The 23,000-nt window shown below is 65.0% G+C and carries 22 protein-coding genes; 16 read left to right on the forward strand and 6 right to left on the reverse strand.

Annotated elements, in window-relative coordinates; all coding sequences use genetic code 11:
- The first annotated feature begins 10 nt into the window (after window positions 1–10).
- The 6 genes from sucD (at window position 11) to lpdA (ending at window position 7,253) form a co-directional block, all read left to right on the forward strand.
- Complete coding sequence (gene sucD, locus QFZ54_RS00390; RefSeq protein ID WP_132896083.1) at window positions 11–895, forward strand: succinate--CoA ligase subunit alpha; 885 nt, start codon at window positions 11–13, stop codon at window positions 893–895.
- A gap of 83 nt (window positions 896–978) precedes the next feature.
- Window positions 979–3,948, forward strand: coding sequence for a 2-oxoglutarate dehydrogenase E1 component (locus QFZ54_RS00395; RefSeq protein ID WP_307089195.1), 2,970 nt, complete (start codon window positions 979–981; stop codon window positions 3,946–3,948).
- 52 nt (window positions 3,949–4,000) lie between these two features.
- Entirely contained in the window at window positions 4,001–5,248 is a 1,248-nt protein-coding gene (gene odhB, locus QFZ54_RS00400; protein WP_307083336.1) for a 2-oxoglutarate dehydrogenase complex dihydrolipoyllysine-residue succinyltransferase, read from the forward strand.
- Window positions 5,249–5,255: 7 nt separating this feature from the next.
- Window positions 5,256–5,498: a DUF433 domain-containing protein gene (locus QFZ54_RS00405; RefSeq protein ID WP_147079310.1), complete on the forward strand. Its 243-nt coding sequence runs from the start codon at window positions 5,256–5,258 to the stop codon at window positions 5,496–5,498.
- A 5-nt stretch (window positions 5,499–5,503) separates the two neighbouring features.
- A complete protein-coding gene (locus tag QFZ54_RS00410) occupies window positions 5,504–5,866 on the forward strand; it encodes a DUF5615 family PIN-like protein (protein ID WP_307083339.1) in 363 nt (120 codons plus the stop codon).
- A complete protein-coding gene (gene lpdA, locus QFZ54_RS00415) occupies window positions 5,859–7,253 on the forward strand; it encodes a dihydrolipoyl dehydrogenase (RefSeq protein WP_307083341.1) in 1,395 nt (464 codons plus the stop codon). The genes QFZ54_RS00410 and lpdA overlap by 8 nt, the downstream gene beginning before the upstream one ends.
- A gap of 1,143 nt (window positions 7,254–8,396) precedes the next feature.
- Here the strand turns inward: lpdA and QFZ54_RS00420 are convergent.
- Window positions 8,397–8,906, reverse strand: coding sequence for a hypothetical protein (locus tag QFZ54_RS00420; protein ID WP_307083343.1), 510 nt, complete (start codon window positions 8,904–8,906; stop codon window positions 8,397–8,399).
- 167 nt (window positions 8,907–9,073) lie between these two features.
- Here QFZ54_RS00420 and uvrA point away from each other — a divergent pair, with 167 nt between their 5' ends.
- From uvrA to relB, 3 genes are all read left to right on the forward strand, one after another.
- Window positions 9,074–11,971, forward strand: a complete 2,898-nt coding sequence (uvrA, locus tag QFZ54_RS00425) for an excinuclease ABC subunit UvrA (protein ID WP_307083345.1) — start codon at window positions 9,074–9,076, stop codon at window positions 11,969–11,971.
- Window positions 11,972–12,039: 68 nt separating this feature from the next.
- Complete coding sequence (locus tag QFZ54_RS00430) at window positions 12,040–13,212, forward strand: DUF3644 domain-containing protein (protein WP_307083347.1); 1,173 nt, start codon at window positions 12,040–12,042, stop codon at window positions 13,210–13,212.
- A 70-nt stretch (window positions 13,213–13,282) separates the two neighbouring features.
- Entirely contained in the window at window positions 13,283–13,459 is a 177-nt protein-coding gene (relB, locus tag QFZ54_RS00435) for a type II toxin-antitoxin system RelB family antitoxin (RefSeq protein WP_307083348.1), read from the forward strand.
- Between the two features lie 62 nt (window positions 13,460–13,521).
- Here relB and QFZ54_RS00440 read toward each other — a convergent pair whose 3' ends face one another.
- Both QFZ54_RS00440 and QFZ54_RS00445 read right to left on the reverse strand, forming a co-directional pair.
- Window positions 13,522–13,845: a DUF5615 family PIN-like protein gene (locus QFZ54_RS00440; RefSeq protein ID WP_307083349.1), complete on the reverse strand. Its 324-nt coding sequence runs from the start codon at window positions 13,843–13,845 to the stop codon at window positions 13,522–13,524.
- Window positions 13,842–14,075, reverse strand: coding sequence for a DUF433 domain-containing protein (locus tag QFZ54_RS00445; RefSeq protein WP_307083351.1), 234 nt, complete (start codon window positions 14,073–14,075; stop codon window positions 13,842–13,844). Before QFZ54_RS00445 ends, QFZ54_RS00440 begins: the two co-directional genes overlap by 4 nt.
- Window positions 14,076–14,179: 104 nt before the next feature.
- On the opposite strand from QFZ54_RS00445, the gene QFZ54_RS00450 reads away from it, so the two are divergent.
- The 7 genes from QFZ54_RS00450 to QFZ54_RS00480 all read left to right on the forward strand — a co-directional run bounded on the left by QFZ54_RS00450 (window position 14,180) and on the right by QFZ54_RS00480 (window position 18,304).
- On the forward strand, window positions 14,180–14,494 hold the full coding sequence (locus QFZ54_RS00450) for a hypothetical protein (RefSeq protein ID WP_307083353.1): 315 nt from the start codon (window positions 14,180–14,182) through the stop codon (window positions 14,492–14,494).
- 365 nt (window positions 14,495–14,859) lie between these two features.
- Complete coding sequence (locus QFZ54_RS00455) at window positions 14,860–15,099, forward strand: hypothetical protein (RefSeq protein WP_307083354.1); 240 nt, start codon at window positions 14,860–14,862, stop codon at window positions 15,097–15,099.
- Between the two features lie 20 nt (window positions 15,100–15,119).
- Window positions 15,120–16,589 carry a hypothetical protein gene (locus tag QFZ54_RS00460; RefSeq protein ID WP_307083356.1) on the forward strand — a complete coding sequence of 490 codons (1,470 nt, stop codon included), beginning with the start codon at window positions 15,120–15,122 and terminating at the stop codon, window positions 16,587–16,589.
- Window positions 16,549–16,989, forward strand: coding sequence for a DUF3597 domain-containing protein (locus tag QFZ54_RS00465; RefSeq protein ID WP_307083358.1), 441 nt, complete (start codon window positions 16,549–16,551; stop codon window positions 16,987–16,989). Before QFZ54_RS00460 ends, QFZ54_RS00465 begins: the two co-directional genes overlap by 41 nt.
- Before the next feature lie 75 nt (window positions 16,990–17,064).
- Window positions 17,065–17,478 carry a hypothetical protein gene (locus QFZ54_RS00470; protein ID WP_307083360.1) on the forward strand — a complete coding sequence of 138 codons (414 nt, stop codon included), beginning with the start codon at window positions 17,065–17,067 and terminating at the stop codon, window positions 17,476–17,478.
- Window positions 17,479–17,755: 277 nt separating this feature from the next.
- Window positions 17,756–17,968, forward strand: a complete 213-nt coding sequence (locus QFZ54_RS00475; protein ID WP_031394996.1) for a cold-shock protein — start codon at window positions 17,756–17,758, stop codon at window positions 17,966–17,968.
- A gap of 105 nt (window positions 17,969–18,073) precedes the next feature.
- On the forward strand, window positions 18,074–18,304 hold the full coding sequence (locus QFZ54_RS00480) for a hypothetical protein (protein WP_307083377.1): 231 nt from the start codon (window positions 18,074–18,076) through the stop codon (window positions 18,302–18,304).
- A 509-nt stretch (window positions 18,305–18,813) separates the two neighbouring features.
- Here the strand turns inward: QFZ54_RS00480 and QFZ54_RS00485 are convergent.
- From QFZ54_RS00485 to tgt, 3 genes are read right to left on the reverse strand one after another with little or no spacing between them, the layout of a single operon-like run.
- Entirely contained in the window at window positions 18,814–21,645 is a 2,832-nt protein-coding gene (locus QFZ54_RS00485) for a M16 family metallopeptidase (RefSeq protein WP_307083379.1), read from the reverse strand.
- 8 nt (window positions 21,646–21,653) lie between these two features.
- Window positions 21,654–21,851, reverse strand: a complete 198-nt coding sequence (locus QFZ54_RS00490; RefSeq protein ID WP_307083381.1) for a hypothetical protein — start codon at window positions 21,849–21,851, stop codon at window positions 21,654–21,656.
- The gene (gene tgt / locus QFZ54_RS00495) at window positions 21,848–22,999 is read right to left on the reverse strand and encodes a tRNA guanosine(34) transglycosylase Tgt (RefSeq protein ID WP_307083383.1); all 1,152 of its coding nucleotides are present in this window, start codon (window positions 22,997–22,999) and stop codon (window positions 21,848–21,850) included. Before tgt ends, QFZ54_RS00490 begins: the two co-directional genes overlap by 4 nt.
- Window position 23,000: the final 1 nt, after the last annotated feature.

Raw genomic sequence — 23,000 nt, forward strand, 5'->3', positions numbered from 1 at the left:
AGAAAATTAGATGAGCATCCTCGTCGACAAGAACACCAAGGTCATCACCCAGGGCATGACCGGCGAAACCGGCAGCTTCCACACCAAGATGGCGCTGGAATACGGCACGCAGATGGTTGGCGGCGTCACGCCCGGCAAGGGCGGCACGACGCATCTCGACCTCCCGGTCTACAACACTGTCGCCGAAGCAAAGGCGATGACAGGCGCGACCGCGTCGGTCATCTACGTGCCGCCCCCCTTCGCCGCCGATTCGATCCTCGAGGCGATCGACGCCGAGATCGAGCTGATCGTCGCGATCACCGAGGGCATTCCCGTCCTCGACATGGTCAAGGTCAAGCGCGCGCTGTCGGGTTCCAAGTCGCGCCTGATCGGTCCGAACTGCCCCGGCGTGCTGACCCCCGGCGAGTGCAAGATCGGCATCATGCCCGGCTCGATCTTCAAGAAGGGCTCGGTCGGCGTTGTCAGCCGTTCAGGCACGCTCACCTATGAGGCGGTCTTCCAGACGTCGAACGCAGGCCTTGGTCAGACGACCGCGGTCGGCATCGGTGGCGATCCGGTCAACGGCACGAACTTCATCGACGTACTCGAGCTGTTCCTCGCCGACGACGAAACTCAGTCGATCATCATGATCGGTGAAATCGGCGGCGACGCCGAGGAGCAGGCGGCACAGTTCCTCCGCGACGAAGCCAAGCGCGGTCGGTCGAAGCCGATGGCAGGCTTCATCGCTGGTCGTACGGCGCCTCCGGGCCGCCGCATGGGCCACGCCGGCGCGATCGTGTCGGGCGGCAAGGGCGACGCGGAGAGCAAGATCGCGGCAATGGAAGCTGCCGGGATCCGCGTTTCGGAAAGCCCCAGCCTGCTCGGCGAGACGCTGCTGAGCGTGCTGAAGGGCTAAGTTAAAAGAAGATTGTTCCCCCGCGAAGGCGGGGGCCCAGTCTGGGTCCCCGCCTTCGCGGGGACACAAAGAGGACGGTTGTGATGGGCTACGAAGGCCAGGATTTCAGCGATATCGCAGCCGGCGTCAGCCCGGCGTTCGTGGAGACGCTCTACGCCAAGTTCAACGCGGACCCGGCCTCGGTCGAATCCGGTTGGCGCGCGTTCTTCGAGGGTCTCGAAGGCTCCGCGCAGGGCCCGAGCTGGGAGAGTGCCCGCTGGCCGCTCACCACCACGGATGACCTGACCGCAGCGCTCGATCCGACCCAGATGGAGCCCGCGGCCAAGCCTTCGAAGGGTGGCAAGCCAGCCCCCGCCGCAGCGGCACCCGCCCCCGTCTCGAAGGAAGAGATCGCCAAGGCCGCTGCCGACGCGATCCGCGCGCAGCTGCTCGTCCGCACTTACCGCGTCCGTGGCCATCTCGCCGCCAACCTCGATCCGCTCGGCCTGTCGAAGCGCGAGATGCCCGAGGATTTGAAGACCGAATATCACGGCTTCTCCGATGCCGACATCGACCGGAAGGTCTATCTCGGCGGCACGATGGGCTTCGAATGGGTCTCGATCCGCGAGCTCGTCGACACGTTGCGCAAGAACTACTGCGGCAATGTCGGCCTCGAATACATGCACATCTCCGACGTCGAGGAGCGCCGCTTCCTCCAGGAGCGCATGGAGGGCCAGGACAAGGCGATCGAATTCTCCACCGACGGCAAGAAGGCGATCCTCACCAAGGTCATCGAAGCCGAGCAGTGGGAGAAGTTCCTAGGCAAGAAATACGTCGGCACGAAGCGCTTCGGGCTCGACGGCGGTGAATCGATGATCCCCGCGCTCGAGTCCGTCATCAAGTACGGCGGCCAGATGGGCGTGCGCGAGCTCGTCATCGGCATGGCGCATCGCGGTCGCCTCAACGTGCTCGCCAACGTGATGGCCAAGCCGTTGCGTGTGATCTTCCACGAATTCGCCGGCGGCTCGGCCAACCCGGACGACATCGGTGGTTCGGGCGACGTGAAGTATCACCTCGGCACCAGCACCGATCGCGAGTTCGACGGCCACAAGGTTCACATGAGCCTGGTCGCCAACCCGTCGCATCTCGAAGCCGCCGATCCGGTCGTGCTTGGCAAGACGCGCGCGATCCAGACGCTTAACAACGATCTCAAGGACCACGTGGCGTCGCTGCCGGTGCTGATCCACGGCGACGCGGCGTTCGCGGGGCAGGGGATCGTCTGGGAGTGCCTCGGCTTCTCGGGTATCCGCGGTTACAACACCGGCGGCTGCGTCCACTTCATCATCAACAACCAGGTCGGCTTCACGACCTCGCCGCAGTTCGCGCGCTCGTCGCCCTACCCGTCGGACGTCGCCAAGGGCGTCCAGGCGCCGGTCTTCCACGTCAACGGCGACGATCCCGAGGCGGTCACCTTCGCGACCAAGATGGCGATGGAATTCCGCCAGAAGTTCCACCGCGACATCGTCATCGACATGTGGTGCTATCGCCGCTTCGGCCACAACGAGGGCGACGAGCCGTCCTTCACGCAGCCGCTGATGTACGACATCATCCGTAAGCATCCCGGCGTCTCGTCGGTGTACGGCGATCGCCTGATCAAGGAAGGCGTGATCGACCAGGCCTGGATCGACGAGAATGTGAAGCAGTTCACGCTCCGTCTCGAGGGCGAGTTCGAAGCTGGTGCGTCGTACAAGCCGAACAAGGCTGACTGGTTCGGCGGTCGCTGGACCGGCCTCAGCGCGCCGACCGACGGCGGTTCCGCGCGGCGCAACGTCGAGACCGGCCTCAGCCAGAAGCTGTTCGACTCGCTCGGCCGCACGCTGACCACGATCCCGGATAGCGTGAAGATCCACAAGACGCTGAACCGCGTGATCGATGCCAAGCGTGAGATGTTCAAGTCGGGCAAGGGCTTCGACTGGGCAACCGGCGAAGCACTCGCATTCGGTGGCCTGCTCTCGGAAGGCTATGGCGTCCGCCTGTCCGGCCAGGATTCGGGTCGCGGCACCTTCTCGCAGCGCCACGCGGTGTGGGTCGACCAGACCGACGAGCACAAGTACGTGCCGTTGCAGGAGATCGAACACGGCCGCTTCGAAGTGCTCGACAGCCCGCTCAGCGAATACGGCGTGCTCGGGTTCGAATACGGCTACGCGCTCGCCGACCCGAAGACGCTCGTCCTCTGGGAGGCGCAGTTCGGCGATTTCGTCAACGGCGCGCAGATCATGATCGATCAGTTCATCACGTCCGGCGAGTCGAAGTGGCTCCGCGCGAACGGCCTCGTGATGCTGCTGCCGCACGGTTACGAAGGGCAGGGACCGGAGCACAGCTCGGCACGTCCCGAGCGCTTCCTGCAATCGTGCGCGGACGACAATATCCAGGTCGCGAACTGCACCAGCCCGGCGAACTATTTCCACCTGCTTCGCCGACAGATGCATCGCAACTTCCGCAAGCCGCTGATCGTGATGACGCCGAAGTCGTTGCTCCGTCACAAGCTGGCGGTCTCGAACGCCGAGGATTTCCAAGGTGACAGCCACTTCCGCCGTCTCCTGTCCGACACCAATGGTGCGGCGGACGTCGATACGAAGCGGCTCGTGCTCTGCACCGGCAAGGTCGCCTACGACCTGATCGAGGCACGCGATGCCCACGGCGACACGGACACGCAGATCGTCCGCGTCGAGCAGCTCTATCCCTTCCCGGGCGAGCCGATCGCCGAGCGCGTCGCGCGGATGCCGAACCTCGAAGAGATCGTCTGGGCGCAGGAAGAGCCGAAGAACAACGGCTATTGGTTCTTCGTCGAGCCGCTGATCGAGGAGGCGCTGGCGACGGTGAACTCACCCGTGAAGCGCGCGCGCTACGCCGGGCGCAACGCCTCGGCGTCGCCCGCGACCGGCCTGATGAAGCGTCACCAGGCCGAGCAGGGCGCGCTCGTCGCCGACGCGCTCGGCCACAACGTCCGCGACGAAATCCGCCGCGCGCGCAAGACCGAAGACGAACGCTCTGCCGGCAAGGCTGGCGCATAACTCCAATTCCTGCATCTCCGCCCGTGCGGGGATTGAAGAGGTAGAAGCAAACATGGCAACCGAAGTCACCGTCCCCGTCCTGGGTGAATCGATCACCGAAGCCACCCTCGGCGAGTGGCTGAAGCAGCCCGGCGACCCCGTCGCCGTCGACGAGCCCATCGCCAGCCTCGAGACCGACAAGGTCTCGGTCGAGGTCCCGTCGCCGGTCGCCGGCGTCATGGGCCAGCACGCGGTCGCCGTCGGCGACACCGTGCAGGTCGGCGCGATGCTCGCCACGATCGACGCAGGCGACGGCGCCGCCGCGTCGGCCCCTGCGCCCGCACCCGCCGCGACAGCTACGCCAGCCGCTGCTCCTGCCAAGGACGAGTCCGGCGCAGGCTATGGCGACCAGCCCGGTGCCGGCACCAGCGACTCGCCCGCCGCGCTCTCGCCGTCAGTCCGCCGCGCGGTGCTCGAGCACGGCGTCGATCCCGGCACCGTCAAGGGCACCGGCCGCGACGGTCGTATCACGAAGGAAGACGTGACCGCCGCCGCATCGAGCAAGCCCGCCCCTGCTCCTGCGGCAGCCCCCGCACCGGCAGCAGCGCCCACCGCATCCGGCCGCGGCGAAGAGCGCGTCCGCATGACGCGCCTCCGCCAGACGATCGCCAAGCGCCTCAAGGAAGCGCAGAACACCGCCGCCATGCTGACGACGTTCAACGACGTCGACATGACCGCGGTGATCGAGGCACGCGCCAAGTACAAGGACCTGTTCGAGAAGAAGCACGGCGTCCGCCTCGGCTTCATGGGCTTCTTCGTGAAGGCCGCGACGATGGCGCTGCGCGACATCCCGTCGGTCAACGCGTCGATCGACGGCGACGACATCGTCTATCACGACTATGCCGACATCTCGGTCGCGGTCTCGTCGCCGGGCGGCCTCGTCGTCCCGGTGATCCGCGATGCCGACCAGATGTCGGTCGCGACGATCGAGAAGACGATCGGCGACTTCGGCAAGCGCGCCAAGGAAGGCGCGCTCAAGATGGACGAGATGAAGGGTGGCACCTTCACGATCTCGAACGGCGGCGTGTTCGGCTCGCTGATGTCGACCCCGATCATCAATCCGCCGCAGTCGGCGGTCCTCGGTCTCCACCGCATCGAGGAACGCCCGGTCGTCGTGAACGGCCAGATCGTCATCCGCCCGATGATGTACCTCGCGCTCAGCTACGACCACCGCCTGATTGACGGCCGCGAAGCCGTGACGTTCCTGGTGGCGCTGAAAAATGCTATCGAGGATCCGACGCGGATTCTTATCGACCTGTGAGGTAGCAATGGACTGGCGCGACCACATTCACTCGGACCCCGGCATCATGGGCGGCAAGCCTGTTTTTCGGGGTACGCGCTATACCGTGGAACGCGTCCTAAAGCTGGTCGGCGCGGGTTGGTCTTATGACCAGATCGCGGAAGAATATCCGGGGGTGCTTTCCGAGCACCTCCGCGCCGCCGCCCTGTTTGCCGCAGATCTCATGCACGACGAAAGCTATGTCGCGATCGGCCGGGCACGCGCGGCTTGAGGTTGATGTGCGATGCGAACATCGGTAGCCGCATCGCTCGCGTTCTGAGTACAGCTGGTCACGATGTCGTCCGCGCATCCGTTGTTTTGCCCGACGAGAAAGACGAAATCATTCTCGCGTATGCGGTCGCCGACGATCGCTTCCTGATCTCGTGTGATCGTGATTTCGGTGAACTGGTTTTCCTGAAGCAAGCGACCCCGCCACCCGGCATCATCTATGTCCGGTTCGAGCCGGACCACGTCGAACACATCCTTCCGCGGTTGTTGCCGCTCCTCGAATTCGAGGCGTGCAATGGCCATATGACTGTCATCGGGACGAAGCGTGACCGCGCTGTTCCCCTCCCAGCGAAGAGCAAAGACAATGGCTGACTACGACTATGACGTCCTCGTGATCGGTGCGGGCCCCGGCGGTTACGTCGCGGCGATCCGCGCCGCGCAGCTCGGCCTGCGCACCGCCTGCGCCGAGTCCCGCGACACGCTCGGCGGCACCTGCCTCAACGTCGGCTGCATTCCGTCCAAGGCACTGCTCCACGCGTCCGAGATCTACGAGGAGGCCAAGGGCGGCCACCTCACCAAGTTCGGCATCGATTTCCAGGGCGTCACTCTCAACCTCGACCAGATGCACGCCGAGAAGGCCAAGGCCGTCAAGGAACTCACCGGCGGCGTCGAATTCCTGTTCAAGAAGAACAAGGTAACCTGGCTTAAGGGTAAGGCCGCCTTCCAGGACGCGCACACGGTGGACATCGCCGGCCAGAAGGTCACAGCCAAGAACATCGTCATCGCCACCGGCTCGAGCGTGATGCCGCTCCCCGGCGTCGAGGTCGACCAGAAGACCGTCGTCGACAGCACCGGCGCGCTCGAGATCCCGAAGGTCCCCGAGCACATGGTCGTCATCGGCGGCGGCGTGATCGGTCTCGAACTCGGGTCGGTCTGGCGTCGTCTCGGCGCCAAGGTCACGGTCGTCGAGTTCGTCGACCAGATCCTCCCCGGCTTCGACGGCGAGGTCCGCCGCGAGACTGCCAAGCTCTTCAAGAAGCAGGGCATGAAGCTGAAGCTCTCGACCAAGGTCACCGGCGTGACCGTCGCCGACGGCGTCGCGACCGTCAGCGTCGAGCCCGCCGCCGGTGGCGCGTCCGAGACGCTGACCGCCGACGCGGTGCTCGTCTCGATCGGGCGGAAAGCGAACGTCGACGGCCTCAACCTCGAAGCCATCGGCCTCGAGCTGAACAAGCGCGGCCAGATCGAAACCGACCACTCGTTCCGCACGAAGGTCGACGGCGTCTGGGCGATCGGCGACTGCATCCCCGGCCTGATGCTCGCGCACAAGGCCGAGGACGAGGGCGTCGCGGTGGCGGAAAACATCGCCGGCCAGACCGGCATCGTCAACGAGGACATCATCCCGAGCGTCGTCTACACGATGCCCGAGATCGCCGGCGTCGGCCTCACCGAAGAGGCCGCCAAGGAAAAGACCGAGATCAAGGTCGGCAAGTTCCCATTCGCCGCCAACAGCCGCGCCAAGACCAACCGCGACACCGACGGCTTCGTGAAGATCATCGCCGACGCGAAGACCGATCGCGTCCTCGGCGTCTGGATCGTCTCGAGCCTCGCGGGCACGCTGATCGCCGAAGCCGCCATCGCGATGGAATTCGGCGCGACCAGCGAGGACATCGCCTACACCTGTCATGCGCATCCCACGCATGCCGAGGCGATCAAGGAAGCGGCTATGGCGGTACAGGGCAAGCCGATTCATATCTAGTACGACCGCGCAAAGGCCGTAGCGCAAGCTACGGCCGAGCACCCAGCGGTCGGACCGGCCGGCGCGGCCAAAAGCCGCGTCCGACGACAGGGGCTTTGCCCCTGTCCGGCCAAGCCACGGTCCGACCGCGCAAAAGCCGTAGCGCAAGCTACGGCCGAGCAACCAGCGGTTGGACCGGCCGGCGCGGCCAAAAGCCGCGTCCGACGACAGGGGCTTTGCCCCTGTCCGGCCAAGCCACGCTAAGCTGAATTTCTGGAGGGCGTCGGTGGTAATCCACCGGCGCCCTCTCTGCGTTTGCACGGCGAACGGCGAACGGCGAACGGCGAACGGCGAACGGCGAACGGCGAACGGCGCGGGTGCGGAGCGAGGGGTGAAGGGTGAAGGGTGAAGGGTGAAGGGTGAAGGGTGAAGGGTGAAGGGTGAAGGGTGAAGGGTGAAGGGTGAAGGGTGAAGGGTGAAGGGTGCGGAGTGCGGGGTGCGGGGTGAGAGGTGCGGCGTGAGGGGGGCGGGGCGAAGGTAGGAAGCAGATGTAACCACAGTCAGCTTCAAGCCTCGCGCCATTCTAAAACCCCACCCGCCACGCCCCCCATCCGTCATCCCGGCGAACGCCGGGACCCACGGTTACGGCGGACCCGGCGATCACGCGCCACCATTACCCGGTCCGCAACCATGGGTCCCGGGCGTCCGCCGGGATGACGGGGGGAAGGACGATATGAGGGCGCGCGGTCAAAGGTGTAGGGCGACCTCGCGCCTCGTGCTTTCCGTTCTGTTTAACCCCATTGCGCAAGAGCGGACTTACCAGCCCCGCGTACGGCTACAGCATGCCAAGCCCAAGCGATCCTCGGGGGGAGGCCAAGAAAGACCACCGTTCAGGCCCTCGTTCGCGTCATCTTCAAAGGCCACTCATCCAACCAGAACCAAAAGCACCACCCCGGCGAAGGCCGGGGCCCAATTGGAGAGGCCGCAGTAACGACGCGTAGCCCTACATCATCGCCGTTTCCCAATTGGGCCCCGGCTTCCGCCGGGGTGGTGCCCTCACGATGTGTATCGCCGGGAGGATATCGGTCTAGGTCGTGCGACGAACGGCGCATTGCACTACAGTCATCGCTCCAGCGAAACTGCCCGCCCCCGACACACCAACAATCAAACCTTAGGCGGACCATTCCGCGGCTTGCCGAACCCGGCGAACAACGTCTCCAGCCCTGCGGTGACCGTGCCGATCACCTTGGCCATTTCAGGCGGCAAGGGTGGCGCCTCCCCAAACGGCGGTTTCGGCGCAGCCCCCGCATAGGGATTGGCCGCAGGCTCGTCCGACGAAGGCTTCGCGCCAGTCTCAGGAGCTGCCGACGTTTCCGGCGTCACCGGCGGTTCAGGCGGGGCAGGGTGCCCAGCACGCCCGGCGGTCTTCGCATCCTGCTTCGTGATCGCAGCCGCAGCCATCATCAATCCAGCCGCGACCACCTGCCGCCCGGCCGGCGTCCCCAACTGCCGGGTGACCGCCGCAGCGATCCCGGCAAAAGGCGTCGCGCCATCATGCTTCCGGCCATGCTTGCCGCCATCATGCTTGGCGTCATGCTCATGCCCACACCCACCGCTGGCGGCCCGCTCAGCCTCGCGCTCGCGGCGCTTCCGCTCGTCCTTCTTCTTGCCCATGTCACGCTCCAGAACTGTATTGTCTATCCAATACACCATGTAAGTATCGCCGACCCGCGCCACAATGCCCCCTTTCGTTCGGCACCCGCGTTACCCATCTCTGCAACCGACCTGACGGCGCCGCACAAGGCTTGCCGCACCCGAACAAATATGGAACACACCGCCTCATGCTGACCAAGATTTCCGTACGCGGCGCGCGCGAGCACAACCTCAAGGACGTCGACATCGACATCCCCCGCGACACGCTGACGGTGATCACCGGCCTGTCCGGTTCCGGCAAGTCGAGCCTCGCGTTCGACACGATCTACGCCGAGGGCCAGCGCCGCTACGTCGAGAGCCTTTCCGCCTACGCTCGCCAGTTCCTAGAACTGATGCAGAAGCCCGACGTCGACCACATCGAGGGCCTCTCGCCAGCCATCTCGATCGAACAAAAGACCACCAGCCGCAACCCGCGCTCGACCGTCGCCACCGTCACCGAGATCTACGATTACATGCGCCTATTATGGGCGCGCGTCGGCATCCCGTATTCCCCCGCCACCGGCGAACCCATTGCCGCGCAGACTGTCAGCCAGATGGTCGACCGCGTCATGGCGCTCCCCGAAGGCACGCGCCTCTATCTGCTCGCCCCCGTCGTCCGCGGCCGCAAGGGCGAGTACCGCAAGGAACTCGCCGAGTGGCAAAAGGCCGGCTTCGCGCGCGTCCGCATCGACGGCGAGATCCACGACATCGACGAAGCCCCCGCGCTCGACAAGAAGTACAAGCACGACATCGAAGTCGTCGTCGACCGCCTGGTCGTCGGTGGCGAAATCGCCACGCGCCTCGCCGAGAGCTTCGAAACCGCGCTCAAACTCGCCGACGGCCTCGCCTATGTCGACCCCGCCGATCCGGTCGAGCCGCACACGCCGAAATCCGAAATCCTCGGCAACAACGCCCCCGACGGCCGCATCGTCTTCAGCGAAAAATTCGCCTGCCCGGTCAGCGGCTTCACCATCTCCGAGATCGAGCCGCGCCTGTTCTCGTTCAACGCCCCGCAGGGCGCATGCCCGGCGTGCGACGGCCTCGGCGAGAAGCTGCTGTTCGACGAAGACCTCGTCGTCCCCAACCACATGCTCAGCATCAAGAAGGGCGCGGTCGTCCCCTGGGCGAAATCGAACCCGCCGTCGCCCTATTACATGCAGGTCCTCGGCAGCCTCGCGCGCGAGTTCAAGTTCGACATCGAAACCCCGTGGGGCGACCTCCCGCCGGAGGTCCAGAGCACCATCCTGCACGGCTCCAAGGGCAAGCCCGTCACGCTCACCTTCATCGACGGCAAGAAGAAATACGACGTCTCCAAGCCGTTCGAAGGCGTCATCGGCAACCTCAACCGCCGCATGCTCCAGACCGACTCCGCCTGGATGCGCGAGGAGCTGAGCAAGTACCAGTCCGCCGCCGCCTGCGAAGTCTGTGGCGGCGCGCGCCTGAAACCCGAAGCGCTCGCGGTCAAGATCGCGATGAAGGACATCTCCTATGCCACGCATCTCTCGGTTGTCGACGCGCTCCAGTTCTTCACCGACATGCCACAGCATCTCGGCGACCAGCAGAACGCGATCGCCGAACGCATCCTCAAGGAGATCGTCGAGCGCCTGGGCTTCCTCAACAACGTCGGCCTAGATTACCTCAACCTCGACCGCACCTCCGGCACGCTCAGCGGCGGCGAGTCCCAGCGCATCCGCCTCGCGAGCCAGATCGGCAGCGGCCTGTCCGGCGTGCTCTACGTCCTCGACGAGCCCTCGATCGGCCTGCACCAGCGCGACAACGACATGCTCCTCAAGACGCTCCGCCGTCTGCGCGATCTCGGCAACACCGTGCTCGTCGTCGAGCATGACGAGGACGCGATCCGCACCGCCGACTACATCATCGACATGGGCCCCGGCGCCGGCGTCCGCGGCGGCCAGGTCGTCGCGCAGGGCACGCTGAAGCAGATCCTCAAGTCTAAGGGCAGCATCACCGCCGACTATCTCAACGGCACCCGCGAAGTCCCCGTCCCGACCACGCGGCGCAAGGGCAACGGCAAGAAGCTCACCGTCCACAACGCCGTCGCCAACAATCTGCGCGGCGTCACCGCCAGCCTCCCGCTCGGCACCTTCACCTGCATCACCGGCGTCTCCGGCTCGGGCAAGTCGAGCTTCACGATCGACACGCTCTACGCCGCCGCCGCGCGCGAGCTGAACGGCGCGCGCATCGTCCAGGGCAAGCACGACAAGATCACCGGCCTCCAGTATCTCGACAAGGTCATCGACATTGACCAGTCGCCGATCGGCCGCACCCCGCGCAGCAACCCCGCCACCTACACAGGCAGCTTCACGCAGATCCGCGACTGGTTCGCCGGCCTGCCGGAATCGCAGGCGCGCGGCTACAAGCCCGGCCGCTTCAGCTTCAACGTCAAGGGCGGCCGCTGCGAGGCGTGCCAGGGCGACGGCGTGCTCAAGATCGAGATGCACTTCCTCCCCGACGTCTACGTCACCTGCGACGTCTGCCACGGCGCGCGCTACAATCGCGAGACGCTCGAGGTGAAGTTCAAGGGCCATTCGATCGCCGACGTGCTCGACATGACGGTCGAAGACGCCGCCGAATTCTTCAAGGCGGTCCCCCCGATCCGCGACAAGATGGCGATGCTGGTCGAGGTCGGCCTCGGCTACGTCAAGGTCGGCCAGCAGGCGACGACGCTCTCGGGCGGCGAAGCGCAACGCGTCAAGCTCGCCAAGGAACTCTCGCGCCGCGCCACCGGCAACACGCTCTACATCCTCGACGAACCCACCACCGGCCTCCATTTCGAGGACGTGCGGAAATTGTTGGAAGTCCTCCACGCGCTCGTCGAGCAAGGCAACACGGTCGTCGTGATCGAACACAATCTCGACGTCATCAAGACTGCCGACTGGGTGCTGGATCTAGGCCCGGAAGGCGGCGTCAAGGGCGGCGAGATCGTCGCCGAAGGCACGCCGGAGAAGGTCGCGAAGGCCAAGGGTAGCTTTACGGGGAAGTATCTGGCGCCGTTGCTGGAGAAGCGGGTTGTGACGGCCGAGTAGCTCAAAGAATCTCCTTGTAAGGTCGCAGGGTGGTATGTCAGCTTCATGCTTAATTGCATGGAGACGATATGCTTACGCCTTCAATGACCGCTCTTGAGAAGCAGATTGTTAAGGCGCTTTTGGGGAAGGGGCAGCGCAACCAAGACATTCATGCTTTGATCAATACTGGCCGCGATCCGACCGTAAATTTTGGTCGAATTAGCGATGTAAAAAAACTGGAGATATTGCCGGCGACTGACGAGCAGATTGAGCGGTTCAGATTGGAGAAATCGCTTATCGATCTGCAGACGGGCTTATCACCATTCGAGAATGAACGTTTAGTTCGGGCTCGGGAAGCGATGATGCTGGCTATTCAGATATTCAATATGCCGCTTCTTCGTTTCAAGGTTGAGGTATTTGCGGTCCTATCAAACATAGCTTGGACGTATTTGCTTCACGAATTTTATATTCGCCAAGGCCGTGTCATTACCCATAAAGATGGAAGCTCATTCCTTCTTGGCCAGATGATAAAAAGGCAGGATGTTCCGATCACCGCTGGATCGGTTAAAAACCTTCAAGCAATGAAGGTAATTAGGGACGCGGTTGAGCATAAAACCCTCTCAGCGATCGGCGAGACATTTTACGCAATATTTCAGGCCAACTGCCTGAATTTCGAAAAGTCATTATGCGAACTGTTCGGGGAGCGTGTTTCGCTGGGTAAAGATTTATCCTATGCAATCCAGATTTCTAAAATGTCGATAGATCAGGCGGCGATGCTTCAAAAGGCTGAGGTTGCAGGACCAATTCAATCGATTGATGCGCAATTAAGTAAAATGTTTACCGATGATGAAATGTCTGACCCAGATTTCAAATTCAAGGTTAGCTACTCATTGGAGAAGGCGTCGAAGGGCGATGCTCATTTCACGTTTTCCAATAAGCTGGGAGACGGAAATCCTCACAACGTACTAGTTCAGAAGGTTGCAGCGGATGAAAATTGGCCGCTCAGGGCAAGTTTGGTAGTCAAGAAGGTAATGGAGAAGACGGGCAAAAAATTTAGCTCACATAACCATACCCAGGCGTGGCGGAAATTAGGTGTCCGTCCTAAACCTGGATCGTTAACTCCAAGCGCTACGACACCGAAATTTTGCACGTATCATGTTGCGCACAATGACTACACCTATTCGGATGAATGGGTCGACAAGTTGTGTGGTATAGTGACGGATGACATTGAGTTCGGAAAATTAAAGGCCTTCAAACTCTAAAGTATTCGGTTTCATTGGCTTTCGTGATGCTCACTTTGAACATCGACCGTAATCAGTTATATTTTGGTGCATGGCAAACCTGACCCCCATCGCGTCGGAGTTCGCGACTAGCGAGGACGCCGCGCCGTATGACACCTGGTTCCGCGCCAAGGTCGAGCGCGCGATGGCGTCGGACAAACCCAGCATCCCGCACGATCAAGTGATGGCAATGATGCAGGCTATCATCGACAAACACAAACCACGTTGACGCTGCCGCTCGTCTGGACGGATAAAGGGACACGGCGAATTCCTTGTCGTGGAGCTTTCCTTTCAGCGAACCTCCACGAGCCGTTCGCCGTTCCGAAGTAGCATCGCGACCTGATCCCATCTCGCCTCGATCCAAACGATCAGTACCCGGTTGCTCGCGTTGCCGCAGCGGAGCCACACCAGAGCGAACCGATCCGGATATCGAAGATAGACAAAATCATCGTCCTTGCTGATCAGCACCGACCCATCAGCCTCCGCGCGAGCGGCAATGGCCCGATCACTCGCGGCGAGCATCTCGATCTCCGCAACGTGCGTCGCGTCCTCGCCCCGATCGCGCAACCACCTGCATAATGCTGGCGGTAACTGCGCATCGACGAGGAATTTCATTCGGCCGCCAGTACCACCGGATGATCGGTCGTCGCGGCCGCATAGCCCAAGGCTGCCTGTACGTCGGCTTCGCTTAAATACGGAAAGTCGGCAACGATCTCCGCAATACTCGCGCCGCCCGCCAACATTTCGAGAACGTCGGTAACCCGGACACGCGTGCCCGTGACAACCGGGCGACCACCACAAACGCCGGGGTCTATCGAGATGCGGGGAAAGCCAGCTAGCGTCATGGCGGGAAGGTGCGGCGGACCGGTGTCATCGTCAAGCCCACCGGCGGAACACGCAAACGCCGCTGCTCGTTGAACCCGGTGAACCAACAATCGGACGAAACCCCATGACCAAGCCCCAACCGCACAAGCCCGCCAAGCCCAAGACGTTCGGCCGCAACGCGCTCTCGATCGGCGCCGCGGCGATAGGGCTGGGCGGGGCGTTGCTCGCGGTGTTCCTGCGCTCGAAGAGCAACCCCGCCGAGCATGCCGCGCCCGATCTCGCGCTCGACAAGCGTCGCCCAGGTGCGGACGATCGCGCGCCGGAGGCCTTCCGCCCCGATCCCACCGCCGTCCCCACCAAGGCCGAGCGCGAGTCGCTCCGCCCCGCCACCGGCCCGGCCCCGTCGTTCGCCGCGGATCGCGGTTCGACGCTCCGCTGAGGCGCCTTCCTGATCCTCCCCCCGCAAGGGGGAGGTGGCTGGCCCTCGCCAGACGGAGGGGGAGGGGGCGATCACCCCTGTTTGCGTGTCCTCCTCCTCCGTCGCCCACGGTGCCACCTCCCCCTGGCGGGCGAGGACAAGAAGAGCCCGGCACACCCGGGTCACCCACGCACGCCTTCCCCTTCCGTCATCCTGACGAAAGTCAGGACCCAGAGCCAAAAGCGCCATACCCCGTAACCCTGGGTCCTGACGTGCGTCAGGATGACGAGGGTGGGGCGTCAGGACGAGGGCACCCCCCGAAACCGCTGTCCTACACACCCCGATCCGGCATACCTGATCGGTCCTCTCCGTAACGAGGATCGATCATGGCGAACGCATCCACCCCGGCCGCCCCGCACCCATGCGTCGCAACGCGTGCCGCGCCCATGCCCCGGCCGCGCTACGAACCCCCGATCCCCGATCATCTCCCCAACGCGGTCCGCCACGTCATGGCCTGGCAAGCGCATGTCGACGCCGGCCGGATCGGCACCCGCATCCCCGTCTCGCCCGAGATCGCCGCCAACCGCGACCGCTGGACCGCGCTCGCCCGGAGCATGCGCAAGTGACCGCCCTCCCGCCGGAATCGATGATCGACCCCCAACCCCAGCACACGCTGGAATCCGCGCCGGAGGCCACGACCGACCACGTCTCGCCCCAGCCCGCCGATCCCACCAACCAGCCCCACACCGAAAACGCGCCCTACGCCCCCGCAACCCCCGCCCGCTACACGCAGCGCAGCGACGGCTGGACCCCGGATCGCCAGCGCGCCTTCCTCGAACGCATCGCGGAGGGCGCCACCGTCGACGAGGCAAGCGCCAGCGTCGGCCTCTCGCCCGCCGCCGCCTACTCCCTACGCCGCCGCGCGTCGGGGGCGGCATTCGCGCTCGGCTGGGACGCCGCCAAGCTGGTCGCGCGGCCGATCGTCGCCGAAACCCTGTTTCTCCGCGCGATCGCCGGCCAGACCGAGCGCGTCACGCGTCCCGACGGCGAAGTGATCGAGCGCCACCGCTACGACAACCGCCTCGCCATGTCCTTGCTCAACCGGCTCGATCGCCATGCCGACGCCTCCGAGACGGCCAACGCCGCCACCCGCATGGTCGCCGCCGAATTCGACGCCTTTCTCGACATCATCGCGCTGGACGCCGGTCCCGCCCGCGCCGGCCTGTTCCTCGGCGAGCGTCTCGAAGCAGACACGGCAGGGGAGGCGGCGATGGCGCCGATCCTCACGCTCGCCCGCGCGGACCGCTGGTTGCGCAGCGCCGCGGGCGTCGCGTCGGGGATCATGGTCGCCGATCTCGATCCCGCCGCCCGCGCCGACTGGACCGCCGATCAATGGTCCCGCGCCGAAGCCGCCGGCCTCCTCCGCCTCGCCCCCGAACCCGTGCGCGCACCCGCGCCCTCTGCCAAACCCGCTCCCGCCGAAACCACGCCAGCGTCTATACTTCCTATACTTCACTCGGTTCGCCACGACGGTCGCGTCGGGGACAGCCCGGTCTGGTACGATCCGATCGCCGAAGGCTGGCGCACCAGTTTCCCGCCGTCACAGCCCTTTTTCGGTACCGAATATGGCGACTTCGGCGATGAGGAGTATCACCGCGAATGCTCGGACGACGAGGCGATCATCCTCGACGTGCCCCATGACCGAGAGATCGCCGAACGCGCGGCTGTCGAAGGCGCGGACCGCGACACGTGGTTCGTCGGCTATGCGGTCGACGGCGGCCTGGTCGACGAGGCCGGTGCCGAGGCCGCGGGCGCCACGGACAAGGCCCGCCTCGTCGCACTCGCCTGGAGGTTCGATCCGCATCGTCCGCCCACGCTCGGACCCAAGCCGGCAACCGCATCCACGTCCGGGCCTGCGCCTCGTCCGCCCGCAACCGGCCTGTGTGTCCAACCCCCGATCGGCCCCGTCCAGTCGCAGCCCACGGACGTTCCGTCGTCGACGCTCGCGTGTCCTGCACCCAAATCCAGCATCGGGCGTTCTCCCGCCGTCAGACTTTTAATCGACGGGAACCCGCATGAGCATCTTCAGCAAGATCAAGTCCGCTATCTTTGGTGAGAAGGGCCCGCTGGGCAGCGGCCATTTCGGCACGCCCAAGCCCGCCGCACCCGCGCCCCAGACGACTGCTGCTCAGCCCCAGGCTACACCGACTCCGCAAGCCGCGCCGGCCGCCACGCCGGTGACCGCGCCCGCACCGCAGTCGGTCGACGTCGAGGCCGTCCTGTCGGGCATCGCCTCGCGCAAGAATTCCGATCTCAACTGGCGGTCGTCGATCGTCGACCTGATGAAGCTGCTCGACCTCGATTCGAGCCTCGACAACCGCAAGGAACTCGCCACCGAGCTCGGTTACACCGGCGCGAAGGACGGCAGTGCGGAGATGAACATCTGGCTGCACAAGGCCGTGATGCGCGAGCTGGCGAAGAACGGCGGCACCGTACCGGCCGGTCTCAAGGACTGACGTGACCCGGCGTCGGCAACCAAACACCGGCGCCGATCATTACGTTTCAGTATCAACCGACTGAAAGGACACGAAATGCGCGTTGCGATGCTGGGCCTGATGGCCGCCTCCACCCTTGTCGCCGGCTGCGTCGGCGGCGGAGGCAACCGCTACGGCGTCGACCCGCGCTATCGCTCCTACGATTACAACCGGCCGGACCCTGCCTATGGCAGCTACGACGCCGGCCGCTATTACCGCGACGACCGCCGCTACCGTGAGCGCCGCCTGTCGCGTAACGACCGCGTCTACCGCGGCAATGACGGTCGCTATTACTGCCGCCGCAACGACGGCACCACGGGGCTGATCGTCGGCGGAGTTGCGGGCGGCGTGCTCGGCAACGTCATCGCCCCGGGCGGTTCGGGTCTGCTCGGCTCCCTCCTCGGTGCGGCCGGCGGTGCGCTCGCAGGGCGTGCCGTCGATCGCTCGAGCAACGATGCCCGCTGCCGTTAAATACCTCGACCGGCGTCGAAATATCGGCGCCGGTCGTTTTAGATAATCCCTGGTCCGGGCGGCGCGGACCAAAATATTATCGGCGCAAATCGGTGTAATTCTCGACCCGATGTGGTCGCAAGATTTGCAATTCCAGCCGTCTTGGCCTATCTAGAATCTGCTACAGTCGCACATCGACGGTTCTTGGCGCTTTGCGGCACCTTTCTCCTTCTTTCCCTGCTCCGCGGCACGCGGTCGCCCGGCTCTCGGGCGGTCTATCTTAAGAAGGAGCCATCTCATGGCTATCACCGGAACCGTAAAGTTTTTCAACGCCGACAAGGGCTATGGCTTCATCGCGCCGGACGGCGGCGGCAACGATGCATTCGTGCACATCACCGCGGTTGAGCGCGCCGGCATGCCGACGCTGAACCAGAACCAGCGCGTCACCTACGAGCTCGAGCCCGACAAGCGTGGCAAGCAGTCGGCCGTGAACCTCCAGCCAGCCGATTGATCTCGCTGGCGGATTTCGGTCCGCCAACCTGATCTCGGTTGCGATGCGGCGGCCATGATGGTCGCCGCATCACCCCTTTGAAATTTTCCGCAGGAGCGCACCAGCATGGCCGATAATCCAGAATTTTACCGGGCCCGCGCTGATGAAGAGCGTCGCAACGGTGATGCCGCCCTCCTCGACAACGTCCGCGACCGCTGCCGCCGCGCCGAAAAGGCCTGGGACGACATGGCATCGCGCGCCGAACGCACGCAAATCCTCCGCGCCGCCCGCGAAGCCGCCCCTCCCGGCGGCGAACGCATGATGATCGGCACCCCCTCGATGGCCCCCGCCGAATAGGCCTGCCCGTCGAGGTTTGAGTGATTTGAAGGAGGCCCGGGTGCAGCGATGTGCTTGGGTTTCTTGGCGTAATGGGACGGCCAGCGACTCGGTGCCGCGCGATCGCCGGCAGCGATTTATTTCAACGGCTTACCCGAATCCTCGATAGTGCCGGTAACGCCCGTCGCAAGAGCGCCGGTCTCTCGTTCCGAGGACGACAGCTCCGTCGTGCCGGGGACGCGTCCCGATGACGCGGCCACAGCTCAGTCGTTCGCCACGTTGCGCGCCGACAACGCCCGAAGTGCAGCGTGCGCCGAAATCCCGGCGCCGATGATCAACACCGTGGCAACCGACGTCAGCCAGACACGCTTCATCAACCGAACCGTCTGCACCCGAACGCGCAATCGCTTACTCCGCCTGCCCATAACGAGCGCCACCAACGCGCGCCGGAGCTGATCAGGCCGAACCGACCACGCAGCGGATTTCGGCCGTCCCACCACAGGACGAAGCCTCACCCTGGCAACATGGGCTTACCGTAAAGTTGCGGTGTCGAGCTTAAGCGCGGCCTCGGGAATGACCTCGACGTTCGGATAGGCTTTGCGCAGTGGTTCGATGAATTGCTTGGCGTCGCCGACCACGACGATGCTCGCCGCCTTCGGATCGAGCAGCGCGACCGCCGCCGCCTGCACCGCCGCCGGATCGACCGCACCAACCGCGCCGGTGTAGCGCTGCAGCTCGCCCAGCGGCACGCCGTTCTGGACATACGCGCCGAGGATGCCGGCAACCCCCGACGTCGTCTCGATCCCGCGCCCGAAATTACCGACCAGCACGGCCTTGCGCGTGTCGAGTTCGGCGGCGGGCACGGGCGCCGCCCCCAGCCGCGCCATCTCCGCTGCGATCAGCGTCACGACCTCCGCTGCGGTCGGGTTCTTGGTCTGCGTCCGCGCCGCGACCGTGCCCTGCGTCTTCCCCGCATCGAGTCCGCTACCCGCGCCGTACGCAAGCCCGCGCTTGATCCGGATTTCCTGGTTCAGCCGCGACGAGAAACCGCCGCCGAGCACGGTATTGCCGACGGCCAGCGGGTAATAGCGCGCATCGTTCCGCGCGATCGCGGGCCGCGCGACGACCACGCCCGCCTGACCCGCCTCCGGCATGTCGACGACGATCACGCGAGGCTTGGGATACACGACCTCGGGCGTCTTCGCCGGCGTCGGGCCAGCCGATTGCCAGCGTCCGAACTGCGCCTCCGCCAACGCCTTCGCCCGCGCGGCGGTGACGTCGCCGACCATGATCAGCGTTGCCTGGCCTGGCTGGAAACTCCGTGCATACGCCGCGGCGATGTCCGGCCGGGTGATGGCCTTCAACGACAAGGGCGTCCCCCCGATCGGTGCACCATAAGGCGATCCGCCGAGCACCGCACGGTCCGCGACGAGCCCGGCGACCTGCGCAGGGTTCTTGAGCGCCAGCGTAACCGCATCGATCTGCTGCGTCCGCGCCCGCTCGATCTCCTCGGGGGCGAAGGTCGGGTTCACCGCAAGGTCCGCCAGGATCGCCATTGCGGGCGCGAGTTGGTCCGACTTTACCGTTACGTCGACCGACGCGCCATCGCTGCCCGCCGCGCTGCCGATCGCGCCGCCGAGCCCCTCGATCGCCCGCGCGATCTCCGTTGCCGAGCGCGTCCTGGTTCCCTTGGTTAGCAGTTCTGCGGCCAAGCTGCTCACGCCGGCGCGGTTCGCCGGATCGGTCGCCGCACCGCCGGCGGTCACCAGATAGGCGGTGACGATCGGCAGGTCGTGCCGCTCCACCGTGACCAGCTGCATGCCGTTGGCGAGACGAACCTCGACCGGCTGCGGGATCGTCGGCGATACCGGTGCGCTCGGTGCCGGCGGCTGCACGCGCTGGCCGTCCGGCGCAGGCGTCACGATCTCGATATCCGCAGGCGCCTTCAGGTCGGCAACCTGGACGGTCGGCGCCACCGCGATCGTATCGGCAACGCCGGTCGCGGGCTTGTCGGCGATCGGCATGTACCGGATCGTCGCCGACTGGTTCTCGCCCAGATATTTCCGCGCTACCCGCTGGATATCCGCCGCAGTCACCCGCGCGATCGCCGCGAGCTGCTTGTCCGCCGCCTGCGGATCGCCGTCGATCAACACCGCGGCAGCCAGCGTGCTCGCCTTGCCCTCGGCGGTCTCGCGCGACTGGATCGACTGGGTAAGGATCTCGTTTTTCGCCTCGGCCAGTTCGGCGGCCGTCACCGGCGCATCGCGGAACCGCGCGATCTCGCGCTTCAATGCGGCCTCGCCCGCCTCGGCCGTCTTGCCGCCCGCCATGATCGCATAGACCACTAGATTGCCAGTCGACTGCTTGGTATCGAGGAAGGCCTCGGCCGATTGCGCGAGCTGATCGCGGTACACGACGTTCTCGTACAGCCGCGAGCTCTCACCCGTCGCCAGCACGGCGTTCAATACGGTCAGCGCCGCGCTATCCGCATCGCGGTCGGCAGGCACGTGATAGCTGACCAGCACCGCAGGCAATGGCGTGTTCGGCTCGTACACGGTGCGCGCCACCGCCTTGGTCCGTGCCGGCTCCGCCACCGTAACGCGCGGGATCGCCGCCGCGGGCTTCTTGATCCTGGCGAAATACTGATCGACCCAGCCGTTCAACTGCGCGGGATCGAAATTGCCCGACACCACCAGGATGGCATTGTCCGGCCGATAATAGGTCGCGTGAAACGCACGAACGTCGTCGATCCCGGCCGCCTCGAGATTCTCCAGGTTGCCGATCGTCCCGCGCGCATAAGGGTGCGCCGCATAGGCGAGCGCCGGATAATACAGCGAGAACAGCTTGCCGTACGGCCTTGCGAGCGTGCTCTGGCGGAGTTCCTCCTTCACCACGTCGCGCTCGGACCCGAAGCTCTTGGGCTCGACGACGAGGCTCGCCATCCGGTCGGCCTCCGCGAACAGCAGCCGCTGGAGGTGGTTGGCGGGGATCACCTCGTAATAATTGGTGTAGTCGTCGTTGGTCGACGCGTTGTTGTAGCCGCCGACATCCTCGGTCAGCCGGTCCATCTGCTCCGACACGAGGTTGCGCGTCGACTTGAACATGAGATGTTCGAACATGTGCGCGAACCCGGACTTGCCCTTCGGGTCGTCCTTGGAGCCGACGTCGTACCAGACCTGCACCGACACGTTCGGCGTGCCGGTATCGCGGATCGCGTAGACGCGCAGGCCATTGGGCAGCGTACGCTCGGTATAGGCGATCGGCTTGACCGATACCTGCGTCGGGCCCGGTGCGGTTTGCGCCACCACCGCTACGGGAAGACATGCTGCGGTCAGCAGCAACGCGGAGCGGAGGAGGCGCATTGAGATCCTTACTTGTTGCGGTTCGCGAACAGCACCGCGCCCGCGATCGCCGCGGAGCCGATGCCGACGCCAAGGCCGATCTTCGCGAGCGGCCAGCTCTTCGCCTTCTGCGCGGCGTTGTGCGCGGCGGCTTCGGCCTGCAGCTTCGCCTCCTTCGCGGCGGCGAGGATCTCGTTCGGGGTATCGCTGTCGATCTTGATGGTCACTTGGGCTCTCCTTCACTCTTCCGGACATACATCGCGCGGAAATCATTCGCGAACTGCGTCAGCGTGCCCGAGGCGATCGCCGCCCGCAGATCCGCCATCAGCGTTTCGTAGAACCAGATGTTATGCTCCGTCATGAGCATTGCGCCAAGCATTTCGCCCGACCGGACGAGGTGATGCAGATACGCCCGGCCCCAGGTTGCGCAGACCGGGCAGGGGCAGGCGGGGTCGAGCGGCCCCATATCCTCGGCGAACTTCGCGTTGCGGATGTTGATCGGCCCGGTCCGCGTGAACGCCTGGCCGGTGCGACCCGACCGCGTGGGCATCACGCAGTCGAACATGTCGATCCCGCGCTCGACGGCACCGACGATGTCGTCCGGCTTGCCGACCCCCATCAGATAGCGCGGTTTGTCGATCGGCAACTGCCCCGGCGCGAAGTCGAGGCAGCCGAACATAGCCTCTTGCCCTTCGCCGACGGCCAGCCCGCCGACCGCATAGCCGTCGAAGCCGATATCGATCAGCGCATCCGCCGAAGACTTCCGGAAATCCTCGTTCAGCGCGCCCTGCTGGATCCCGAAAATCGCGTTATTCTCGGCGTGAGCCTCTCCGGAATCGAACGCCGCGCGCGACCGCTTCGCCCAGCGCATCGATCGCTCCATCGCCGCGGCTTGGACTTCCCGCGTGGACGTCGTCGGCACCAGTTCGTCGAACGCCATGACGATGTTCGAGCCGAGCAACCGCTGGATCTCGATCGACCGCTCCGGGCTGAGCAGATGCCGCGTCCCGTCCAGGTGCGATTTGAACGACACGCCCTCCTCGGAGCGCTTGGTCAGGTCGGCGAGGCTCATCACCTGATAGCCGCCGGAATCGGTCAGGATCGGCTTCGACCAGCCCGAAAACGCGTGAAGCCCGCCGAGCCGCGCGACCCGCTCCGCGCCCGGTCGCAGCATCAGATGATAGGTGTTGCCGAGGATGATGTCGGCGCCCGCATCGACGACATCTGCGGGCTTCATCCCCTTGACGGTCGCCGCGGTACCGACCGGCATGAAGGCGGGCGTGCGGATATCGCCGCGCTGCATCGCGATGACGCCGGTGCGCGCCTTGCCGTCGGTGGCGGATATGGTGAAGTCGAAGCGGGGACGGGTGGTCATA

It is taken from the genome of Sphingomonas faeni, from assembly GCF_030817315.1.
Taxonomy (GTDB): domain Bacteria; phylum Pseudomonadota; class Alphaproteobacteria; order Sphingomonadales; family Sphingomonadaceae; genus Sphingomonas; species Sphingomonas faeni_C.